Annotated in this window: 10 protein-coding genes; 5 read left to right on the top strand and 5 right to left on the bottom strand. The window is 75.1% G+C overall.

The features are described 5' to 3' along the window. Positions 1–126: 126 nt before the first annotated feature. Positions 127–609 carry a DJ-1/PfpI family protein gene (locus DT057_RS33245; RefSeq protein WP_162501590.1) on the bottom strand — a complete coding sequence of 161 codons (483 nt, stop codon included), beginning with the start codon at positions 607–609 and terminating at the stop codon, positions 127–129. Between DT057_RS33245 and DT057_RS33240 the strand changes: the two genes are divergently transcribed. Then, on the top strand, positions 608–829 hold the full coding sequence (locus DT057_RS33240; protein WP_128566295.1) for a hypothetical protein: 222 nt from the start codon (positions 608–610) through the stop codon (positions 827–829). The genes DT057_RS33245 and DT057_RS33240 overlap by 2 nt on opposite strands. A 105-nt stretch (positions 830–934) precedes the next feature. Here DT057_RS33240 and DT057_RS33235 read toward each other — a convergent pair whose 3' ends face one another. Continuing rightward, positions 935–1,324 carry a hypothetical protein gene (locus tag DT057_RS33235; RefSeq protein WP_128566294.1) on the bottom strand — a complete coding sequence of 130 codons (390 nt, stop codon included), beginning with the start codon at positions 1,322–1,324 and terminating at the stop codon, positions 935–937. Between the two features lie 161 nt (positions 1,325–1,485). Here DT057_RS33235 and DT057_RS33230 point away from each other — a divergent pair, with 161 nt between their 5' ends. From DT057_RS33230 to DT057_RS33215, 4 genes are all read left to right on the top strand, one after another. Further along, complete coding sequence (locus tag DT057_RS33230) at positions 1,486–1,836, top strand: hypothetical protein (RefSeq protein ID WP_128566293.1); 351 nt, start codon at positions 1,486–1,488, stop codon at positions 1,834–1,836. 75 nt (positions 1,837–1,911) lie between these two features. Further along, the gene (locus DT057_RS33225; protein ID WP_128566292.1) at positions 1,912–2,118 is read left to right on the top strand and encodes a hypothetical protein; all 207 of its coding nucleotides are present in this window, start codon (positions 1,912–1,914) and stop codon (positions 2,116–2,118) included. Between the two features lie 196 nt (positions 2,119–2,314). Next, the gene (locus DT057_RS33220; protein WP_128566291.1) at positions 2,315–2,524 is read left to right on the top strand and encodes a cold-shock protein; all 210 of its coding nucleotides are present in this window, start codon (positions 2,315–2,317) and stop codon (positions 2,522–2,524) included. Positions 2,525–2,683: 159 nt separating this feature from the next. Beyond that, positions 2,684–2,911 (top strand): AsnC family transcriptional regulator, encoded by a 228-nt coding sequence (locus DT057_RS33215; RefSeq protein WP_128566290.1) that lies wholly within the window; start codon positions 2,684–2,686, stop codon positions 2,909–2,911. A 20-nt stretch (positions 2,912–2,931) separates the two neighbouring features. Here the strand turns inward: DT057_RS33215 and DT057_RS33210 are convergent, their stop codons facing one another. The 3 genes from DT057_RS33210 to ligA form a co-directional block, all read right to left on the bottom strand. Next, positions 2,932–3,837 (bottom strand): 3'-5' exonuclease, encoded by a 906-nt coding sequence (locus DT057_RS33210; protein ID WP_128566289.1) that lies wholly within the window; start codon positions 3,835–3,837, stop codon positions 2,932–2,934. Positions 3,838–3,905: 68 nt separating this feature from the next. After that, positions 3,906–4,550, bottom strand: coding sequence for a LysE family translocator (locus DT057_RS33205; protein WP_128566288.1), 645 nt, complete (start codon positions 4,548–4,550; stop codon positions 3,906–3,908). Positions 4,551–4,681: 131 nt separating this feature from the next. Then, entirely contained in the window at positions 4,682–7,168 is a 2,487-nt protein-coding gene (ligA, locus tag DT057_RS33200) for an NAD-dependent DNA ligase LigA (RefSeq protein ID WP_128566287.1), read from the bottom strand. Positions 7,169–7,312: the final 144 nt, after the last annotated feature.

The raw sequence follows: 7,312 nt of genomic DNA, 5'->3' as shown, positions 1-7,312 counted from the left end.
CCACGCCGGCAAGCGCGAGATCCTGATCGAGGGCGACGGGCAGGAGGCCTGAGGGCGGGGCCGGCCGCGGGCGCCGCGGCCGCGGCGCCCGCGGCCGGTCCGGAGAGCGGCGCCACCGTGGGGCGGTCAGGCCGCGCGGTGGCGGTCCCCCGCCACCTCCTCGATGATCTTCGCCGTGAACGCGTCGCGGTCGCCCGGGTTGCGGTCGGTGACGACCCCCCGGTCGGCGACGACCGGCGCGTCGTGCCACTCCGCCCCCGCATCGACCACGTCGGTCCTGATCGAGGCGCAGGAGGTCATCGTGCGGCCCTTCGCGGCGCCGACCCCCACGAGCAGCCAGGGCGCGTGGCAGATGGCCGCCCCGACCTTCCCGCTCGCCAGGAAGGCGCGGGACCTCGAGGGCCCTCGGCTCCCGCCGCAGCTTGTCGGGCTTGATCTGGATCCCGGCAGGACGCGCGCGTCGCCGTCGCCGGGGGCGACGCCCTCGATGTCGGCGTCGACCGGGGCCGGGCGGCCGGGTTCCGGGCGCCCCCGACCTCCCCCGGCGGAACCCGCCGGGACCGGGCCGGTTGACCTCCATACCCCCACATCGAGAGGAGGCACGACCATGGCGAACCCTGGCCTGCCAAACCCTGAGCCGAATCCCGGCGGCGGCATCCCGGGCGACGTTCCGCCGCCTCTGGGACCGGACGACCTGCCGGATACCGGGCCGACCGGCCCGCGCACCCCCTACCCGGTGAACGATCCCGGCGTCACCGACCCGCGGGGGCCGGGCTCCGAGCCCGACTACCTGCCGGGCGGGCCCACGAGCCCCGGCACGCGCTTCTGACCGGGCGCCCCGCGGTCACGCCGCGGGGCGCGATCCCGCGCTCACGCCGCGGGGCGCGATCCCGCGCTCACGCCGCGGGGCGCGGCTCAAGGGCCCCCTGCCCGCTCAGTGGTCGCCCTGGGAGCTGCGCACGTCGCGGGGGGCGTTCAGGATCTCGTTGAGGCTGGAGGCGACGTGGCGCGCCTCCTCGTCGGTCAGGCGGAGCTGGAACGGCGGCAAGGCGCCGGCCTGGAGGGCGACCACGGCCTGACCCTGCTCGTCGGTCCCCACCTCGATCGCCGGCGAAGTCACCTCCAGCATCGCGATCTCGTCGTCGTCCAGGTCGTCATCCCCATCCGCGTCCTCGGGCTCGCGCAGGGCGGTGAGGAGCTGGCCGACCGCCCGCACCAGGGCCCGCGCCGCGCGGGCGTCCATCACCACCGCGGTGGCCTGGTCGTCCTTCTGGAACGAGAGCTGGATGTTGGAACCTTCGAGGGAGACCGAAATACCCGCCATGGAGCGTCCGAAACCTGTGCAATTGCCCCTATATGGGTGCCTGGTCCGCCCCGCGACAGGGAGTTGTACGCAGGACCGCCCCGCATTCCCGCAACGGCGCGCGCGCCCGGCGCGTTGACCCGCGACGGCGGGGCGCGCCGCGACGGCTACGGGAGCGCGACATGGCGGACGACACCGCGGAGACGACACGCAGCCGGGCGACGAGCCGGGCCCAGAAGGACACGATCGGGCGGGTGATGCACGCCTTCAAGCACGCCGACCTCGAGGGCCCGGGCGGGACGCCGGTGACGAACCCGAGGCAGGCCATCGCCATCGCGCTGCGGGAGGCCGGCGCCTCGAACCGCGCGACGCCGGAGGAGAACCGCAGCGCGTTCCGGCGCACGCGCCGCCAGGAGCGGGCCACCCGGTCCGGGGCCACGAAGGCCGCCCTCTACGCCGAGGCCAAGCGCCGCAACATCCCGGGCCGCTCGCGCATGAGCCGGGGCGAACTGGAGCAGGCGCTCAACCGTTGAGGGGGCTCGCCGGGCAGGCCGCGGGGCATCGCGCCGCGACCCGCCGGGACGACGTACCCCGAAGGACCCCCGCGCATGAGCACGACCCAGCCGAAGACCACCGTTCCGACCGACGCCGACCTCAAGGGCAACCCGGGCATCGGCACCTCCCGGGGGGCGACCGGCCCGGGCGGCGAGCCCGGGGAGCTCGAGGGCGAGAACACCCAGGAGGGGGACGTGGCCAACGACACCACCCCCGAGGGCGGCATCGACCCGGACCAGCGCGGTCGGACGAACCGCTGATCCCCGCACAGATCGCCGGGGCCGCCTTGTTCCGGCCCGATAGCCTCCCTACATGGGAGGAGGCGGCAACGGGCGGACGGCTTGGGCGACGCGCTCAAGATCGGGTGTCGATCCTCAAGCCAACTTCCCAGATTTGACGCTGTCACGCTGCTCGGGTCGAGCAGTCGGGACTCCTGCACGAGACGAGGATGCCTACGTGAATACCGGTACTGTCAAGTGGTTCAACGACCAGAAGGGCTTCGGCTTCATTCAGCCGGACGATGGTGGCAAGGACGTCTTCGTCCACATCTCCGCGGTGGAGCGGGCCGGTCTGCGCGGTCTCGTCGAAGGTCAGAAGATCTCCTACGAGCTGCAGACCGACAAGCGCAGCGGCAAGGTCTCCGCCGGCAACCTGCAGGCGGCCTGACGCGGCTGCGTCCCGGTCCCCGGTGACGGGACCGCCCGGTCCCGGAACCCAGACCGGCTGGAGAGGTTGAGAACCGCTCCGACGGCGGCAGACATCGTCGCCTCACACACCATGAGCGCTCCGCACCTGCGGAGCGCTGCAACGACAGAAGAAAAGACAATGTTGTTCGAGTTCACCCGGCGCTCCGGCGCCCCGACCGTCTTCAACGACGGCACGACGTTCCACGTCGACCAGATCAGCCGCTGCGGCGAGGGCCAGGGCCCGACCGACGTCAGCCACCTGATCGACAGCACCTACGGCTACCACTCCTCCCGCGAACTGCGCTGGCACCTCGCCGAGCGCTTCGGCCTGGCGCCGAACGCGGTGGCCCTGCGCGAAGCGCACTGAGCCCTCGAGGGGAGACGAAGCTACGGTACCGGGCGGGCCGCGCGCGAGCGCGGACCCGCCTCATTCATGTCGGGACACCCGAGAAGCCCCCGGAGGGCCGCGACGTCCGCCGGGTTCCCGGACAGGAGCGCGTCGACCTCGCCGTTGGCGAGGGCCGTGACGTGCCGGCAATCGGGCCTGTAGCGGGACCCGGCGCAGGAGCAGCGCAGCCGCGGCCCGTCCCGCCCCTTCACCAGCACCACGTCGTAAGGCGTGCCGGAGCTGCCCCGGACCACGAAGCGCAGGCCGGGGCGCCGCGGCGCCGGCGGCAGGGCCCGCAGCGCCCGGGCCGCGATCCCGCCGGGCGCGGGCGCCGCCTGACCGGCCCGCTCGCGGGACAGACCCAGGCGCCGCCCCAGGGCTGCGAGGTCCGGCGCGCCCGATTCGCGCAGGATCGCCAGGGCGATCTCGGCGCACGCGTAGGCGTCCTCCCCGGCATCGTGGTGCCGGAAGCGGAGGCCGATCCGGTCCGCCAGGGCGGAGAGCCGGTAGGCGGGCTCGCCGGGCCAGTGCTGCCGGGCGAGCTGCAGGGTGCAGAGCGACGCGTAGGCCGGCTGCGCCAGCCCGTAGGCCGCGAGCGTCGCCGCCAGCACCCCGACGTCGAAGCTGGCGTTGTGGGCGAGCACGAGGCTGCCGGCGAGTTCCGGCAGGAACGGCGCCATCGCCTCCGGGAAGGCGGGCGCCCGCGCCACGTCCCGCGGCCGGATGCCGTGCACCCGGATGTTGCCGGGCGAGAAGCGCATCTCGGCCGGCCGGATCAGGCGGGCCTCGCGGCGCACCACGCGCCCTCCCTCGATCCAGGCGAGGCCGACCGCGCATGGGCTGTCGCGGCGCTCGTTCGCGGTCTCGAAGTCGATGGCGATCAGTCGGGCGGGCAAGGTCGTCATCCGGGCCCCATCGCGGAGGATTCCGTCGCTTTTCGGGCGCCGCGCCCGGCCGCCGGGAGGTTCCGCGGTCACGCCCGCCGGGGCGCCATGAGCCCGGGGGCGGCGTGCAGGATCGCGTGCGCGGCAAAGCCGATGAACATGAGGCCGCTCGCCCGCGTGATCAGGATCTCGTGCCGGCGGTAGGTCCTGCGCACCGCCGCGGCGCCGACGAGGCCGACGATGATCAGGTAGGCGGCGAACCCGCCGGCGCAGCACGCCCCGACGAGGGCCGGCAGCATGGCCCAGGTGAGCAGGCCGGCCTTGGCCGACAGGAGCGCCGTCAGGGTGGCGACCGCCACCGGGTAGGCCTTCGGGTTGGTGAGCCCGAAGGTGAGGCCGTGGAGGAGCGGGCGCCGCACCCGGGCGCAGGCCGCCTCGCCGCCCGCCGAGCGCCCGGCCCGCACGGCGCGCCAGCCGAGCCAGAGCAGGTAGAGGCCGCTGACGAGGCCGAGCAGGTCGAACACGAGCGAGCCGACCGCCGTCACCCCGACGATGGCCACGAGGGCGAGCGTCGTCCAGAGCACGTCGCCGACGAGGTGCCCGACCAGGAACGCGGCGCCGGCGCGGCGCCCCTGGTCGGCGCCGATGCCCAGGACGGCGAGCACCCCCGGACCCGGGGTGATGCCGTACACGAAGCCCGCGAGGGCGGCCGCGAGCAGGAGCGAGGTCGTCATGCGGGGCGGTCCTTCGCGCAGGGGAGCGGGCGGTCCCCGGAGCCATAGAGCATCGGCCCGGAAAGGGGATCCCGCGGCGCGCGAAAAAAGCGCCGGCGCGGGCCGGGGATCCGCGGGCGCGCCCGCGCGCCTCACGCGGCCTCGACCATCGCGAGCCACTCCTCCTCGGAGATCACCCGCACGCCGTGCCTCTCGGCGTCCTTGAGCTTGGTGCCGGCGCCCGGCCCCGCCACGACGAGGTCGGTCTTGGCCGAGACCGAGCCCGAGACCCTGGCGCCGAGCCGCTCGGCGGTGGCCTTCGCCTCGCTGCGGGTCATGCGCTCGAGGGAGCCCGTGAACACCACGGTCTTGCCCCCGAAGGCGGCGGCCGAGGCGGCCGGGGCCGCCCGCTCGGTCCGGACCTCGGCGAGCAGCGCCTCCACGGCCTCGACGTTGTGCGCCTCGCCGAAGAACTGGATCAGGGAATCGGTCGTCACGGCGCCGATCTCGCCGTCGTCCGCGAGAGCCCGGTAGGCGTCGCCGGGCTGCTGGAGCCGCGCCCGCTCGACCGCCTCCCGCACGCCGGCGGCATCGCCGTAGGCCGCCAGCAGGGCCTCCCGCTGCGGCGCCGACAGGCGCTCGACGGCGCCGCCGGCCAGGAGGTCGACCTCCGGGGTCTCCGCCGCCGCGAGCAGGCGCTCGCGCGTCGTCGCGCCGATCCGGTTGAGGCTCGCGAGGGCGATCCAGTCCGGCCCGGGCCGGCACGCCGCCGCCGCCATCACCCCGGCCCGGAGGGCGGGGACGTCGGGGAAGTGCTTGGCCAACGCCTTCGCGGTCGCCTCGCCGACCTGCTCGATGCCGAGCGCGAAGATGAAGCGGTTGAGCGGGATGGTGCGCCGCGCCGCGACCCCGGCGAGCAGGTTGCGGATCGCCTTGTCCTCCTCGTCCTTCTTGGGCTTGGCCTTGCGCGGGTCCGGCGCCTTCCCGGCGGCGAGCGCCCGCTCGGCCGAGAGCGCCTGGCGCCGCGCCACCACGGCCGCCTTCAGGGGCTCGAAGGCGAGCCGGAACAGGTCGGCGGGCTGGCGCACCAGGCCGGCCTCGAACAGGGTCTCGATGTAGGTCTCGCCGAAGCCCTCGATGTCGAAGGCGTTGCGCGAGACGAAGTGCTTCAGGCGCTCCTGCCCCTGGGCCGGGCAGACGAGGCCGCCGGTGCAGCGCCGCACCGCGTCGAGCCGCCCCGTGCGCGGGTTGACGCCGCGGACCGCGTGGCTGGCGCAGGCCGGGCAGGCCTCCGGGAAGCGGTAGGGCACGGCGTCGGCCGGCCGGCGCTCCAGCACCACGTCGGCGACCTTCGGGATCACGTCGCCGGCGCGCAGCACCACCACGGTGTCGCCGACGCGCACGTCCGACCCGTTCGCGGGATCCACGTCCGCGCGCAGGGTCGAGCCCTGCCAGATCGCGATCCCGCTGCGGATCGGCAGGCCGTCGGCGTCGACGCCGTGGACGTAATCCTCGTTGTGCAGCGTGGCGTTCGACACCACGACGCCCCCGACCGTGACGGGCCGCAGCCGCGCCAGGGGGTTGAGGGAGCCGGTGCGCCCGACATTGATGTCGATCGCCTCCACCACCGTGGTGGCGCGCTGGGCCGGGAACTTGTGCGCCAGCGCCCAGCGCGGCGCGCGGGCGACGAAGCCGAGGCGGCGCTGGAGCGCGAAGGCGTCGACCTTGTAGACGACGCCGTCGATGTCGTAGCCGAGGGCGGCCCGGTCGGCCTCGATGCGGCGGTACTGCTCGAGCATCTCGGCGACGCTCTCGCAGAGCCGGGTCAGCGGGTTCACGGGCAGGCCCCAGCGGGCGAAGGCCGCGATCAGGCCGCCCTGGGTCTCCGCCGGAAGGGCCGACATCTCGCCGGCCGCGTAGGCGAAGAAGCGCAGCGGGCGCGCCGCCGTGATCGCGGGGTCGAGCTGGCGCAGGGAGCCGGCGGCGGCGTTGCGGGGATTGGCGAAGAGCGGCCGGCCGGCCTCCTCCTGGCGCGCGTTGATGGCGGCGAAATCGGCGTGCGACAGGTAGACCTCGCCGCGCACCTCGCAGACGTCCGGCACGTCGGCGCCGGCCAGCACCTCGGGGATCTCGCGCAGGGTGCGCACGTTCGCGGTGACGTCCTCGCCGACCTCGCCGTCGCCCCGGGTCGCCGCCGTGACGAGGCGCCCGTCCTCGTAGCGCAGGGACAGGGACAGCCCGTCGATCTTCGGCTCGGCCGTGAAGGCGAGGGGCTGGTCCGGGCCGAGGCCGAGGAAGCGGCGCACCCGCTCGGCGAACTCCGCGATCTCCTCGTCCGAGAAGGCGTTGCCGAGGGAGAGCATCGGCACCGCGTGCCGGACCTTGGCGAACTTGTCCGAGGCCCGGGCGCCGACGCTCGCGGAGGCCTCGCCGGTGCCGGCGAGCTCGGGGAACCGGGCCTCGATCGCCTCGAAGCGCCGGCGCAGGGCGTCGTACTCGGCGTCGGAGATCGTGGGGGCGTCCTCGCCGTGGTAGCGCCGGTCGTGCTCGGCGATCTCGGCCGAGAGGGCGGCGTGCGCCGCCTGGGCGCTCCGGGGATCGAGGTCGGCGACGGCGTCGCGGGGCGGGGTTGGGGACATGGACGCTCTGAACGCGAATCGGTGAGGGCGGCGGGACTTATAGCGCGTCCCGGGGGCCCGGGCTGTGGCGCGGGCGGCGCGGGCGGCGCGGTGCGGGCCGCGGGCGGGGGATCCGCGCCGGCGGGGCGGGCCCCGCGTCCCCCG

This window comes from Methylobacterium crusticola, assembly GCF_003574465.1.
GTDB classification, from domain to species: Bacteria; Pseudomonadota; Alphaproteobacteria; order Rhizobiales; family Beijerinckiaceae; genus Methylobacterium; species Methylobacterium crusticola.
This window is presented reverse-complemented; position numbering and strand designations above follow the sequence as displayed.

Bases quoted from the DNA above. Each gene is read 5' to 3' on its own strand.
- DT057_RS33235 (WP_128566294.1), bottom strand. From the start codon at position 1,324: ATGGCGGGTATTTCGGTCTCCCTCGAAGGTTCCAACATCCAGCTCTCG.
- DT057_RS33240 (WP_128566295.1), top strand. From the start codon at position 608: ATGGCGAACCCTGGCCTGCCAAACCCTGAGCCGAATCCCGGCGGCGGC.
- DT057_RS33225 (WP_128566292.1), top strand. From the start codon at position 1,912: ATGAGCACGACCCAGCCGAAGACCACCGTTCCGACCGACGCCGACCTC.
- DT057_RS33210 (WP_128566289.1), bottom strand. From the start codon at position 3,837: ATGACGACCTTGCCCGCCCGACTGATCGCCATCGACTTCGAGACCGCG.
- ligA (WP_128566287.1), bottom strand. From the start codon at position 7,168: ATGTCCCCAACCCCGCCCCGCGACGCCGTCGCCGACCTCGATCCCCGG.
- DT057_RS33215 (WP_128566290.1), top strand. From the start codon at position 2,684: ATGTTGTTCGAGTTCACCCGGCGCTCCGGCGCCCCGACCGTCTTCAAC.
- DT057_RS33230 (WP_128566293.1), top strand. From the start codon at position 1,486: ATGGCGGACGACACCGCGGAGACGACACGCAGCCGGGCGACGAGCCGG.
- DT057_RS33205 (WP_128566288.1), bottom strand. From the start codon at position 4,550: ATGACGACCTCGCTCCTGCTCGCGGCCGCCCTCGCGGGCTTCGTGTAC.
- DT057_RS33245 (WP_162501590.1), bottom strand. From the start codon at position 609: ATGGTCGTGCCTCCTCTCGATGTGGGGGTATGGAGGTCAACCGGCCCG.